The 1532-nt window shown below is 66.8% G+C and carries 1 protein-coding gene; it reads right to left on the reverse strand.

The window, feature by feature from the left end; translation table 11 throughout:
* Positions 1–1372: phage tail tape measure protein (locus tag FREUN1FDRAFT_RS39040; protein ID WP_006545979.1), on the reverse strand; the 1372-nt coding region annotated here is incomplete at its 3' end.
* Positions 1373–1532: the final 160 nt, after the last annotated feature.

Raw genomic sequence — 1532 nt, forward strand, 5'->3', positions numbered from 1 at the left:
CATTGATGACTTCACGCGCGGTTTCGGATTTCATATAGAGCGCGACGACGCCGGCCGTTAAAGCGACCACCAGCAGCGCGACGAGCGTCAGCGGATTAGCGGACATCGCCGCGTTGAACGCCCACTGGGCGGCCGTACCGATCGCCGTGGCAGCCCTCCAGGCGGTCTGCGCGGCCGTCCACACAGTCATCCCGACCCGCACCGCGAGGATCGCCCCGGCCAACACGCCCAGCACCATGATGAGCGGCTGAACGAACCCGCGGTTCTGCATGCCGAACTGCACGAAGCCGCCCGCCACCTCGCCGAGCTTCTGCATCGTTGACCGCTTGAAGGTCTCAAGAGCCGCAGCCGGGCTGTCGCTGATGGTGGCCATGGCTGCGTCCGTGCGGTCAGCGATGTTGTCCATTCCAGCGGACGCCGCGGCGGTTGCGGGGTCGAGCGCATACAGCGCAGCGCCGAGAGTGTTAGCAGGGTCACCGAACAAGGCCGCAGCAGCATTGAGTTTCGTTTGCTCGTCGGACGTTCCGCGCAGCGCATCCATCGTCATCTGAAGGGCCTGTTGCGCCGCCGGACCACCCTCGCCGATCATCCGTGACATGTCGGCGGCATTCAGACCGATGCTTTGGAACGCCGCCTCGACGGCCGTGCCACCCTTGAGTGCGGTCTCACCGAAAATACCGATGGCGTCGGCGACCTGATCGGCGTCACGGGCACCGCCCTGCAGGCCTTGAGAGATGAGGCCGGTCATGGTCTGACCATCGACGCCTACGCGCGCGAACAGCGGCGCGTATTCGTTGAAGGTCTCCAACAGGTCGCCAGCTTTGTCGCCGGAGCCCTGCAGGCCTGCGGTGATGATGTCGAATGCCTCATCGGCGTCGTCGGCCAGGCCGTTGCGCAGCAGGTTTCCGACCGCTGCGGTGGTCATACTGAGGTCCTGATCGAAGGTTTCGGAAACCATGAGGGCTTTGGACGCGATGCCTTCTAGGCCGCCCTCGGCTCCCTCCCCGAGATCGCCGATGTTCTGCTGGACGCCTTTGATCGCGAGGCCAACCGTGTCGAGGGAGTCGCCCCACCCGGCGGCGTACACGTCGCCCTGGATCCGGCCGAGCTCAGCGGCCCGGTCCCCGGACGCGCCGAGCTGGGCGGCGAGCTTGTCGCCGGCGGACTCGTTCTCGATCGCGGTGCTGATGCCGACGCCCAGGGCGGTGCCGATCCCGGCGCCGATGGCGGACGAGGCGGAACGGATCCGCTCGCCCGCCCTCTGCACGGTGGACTCAGCCCGGGCCAGGCCCCCGTCCAGCTCGCCCTCGAGTCCGTCGGCGTCGCCCTGGATCCGAACCAGCAGGGTCGCGAGGCGACTGGTCGTCGACATTCCGCCTCCCCTGTTGAGTTGTGTCAGTGCCGCCGAGCCTCGCGTTCATCGCGCGGACGAGCTCGAGCTGTTCCTGCCAGGTCTGGGGCCGCCGGTCCCACTCCAACAGGAAATCGTTGAGCTTCTTCTGGCCGGCTTTCTTCCCGGCGAGCATGTTCGT

The organism is Parafrankia sp. EUN1f (assembly GCF_000177675.1).
GTDB lineage: Bacteria > Actinomycetota > Actinomycetes > Frankiales > Frankiaceae > Parafrankia.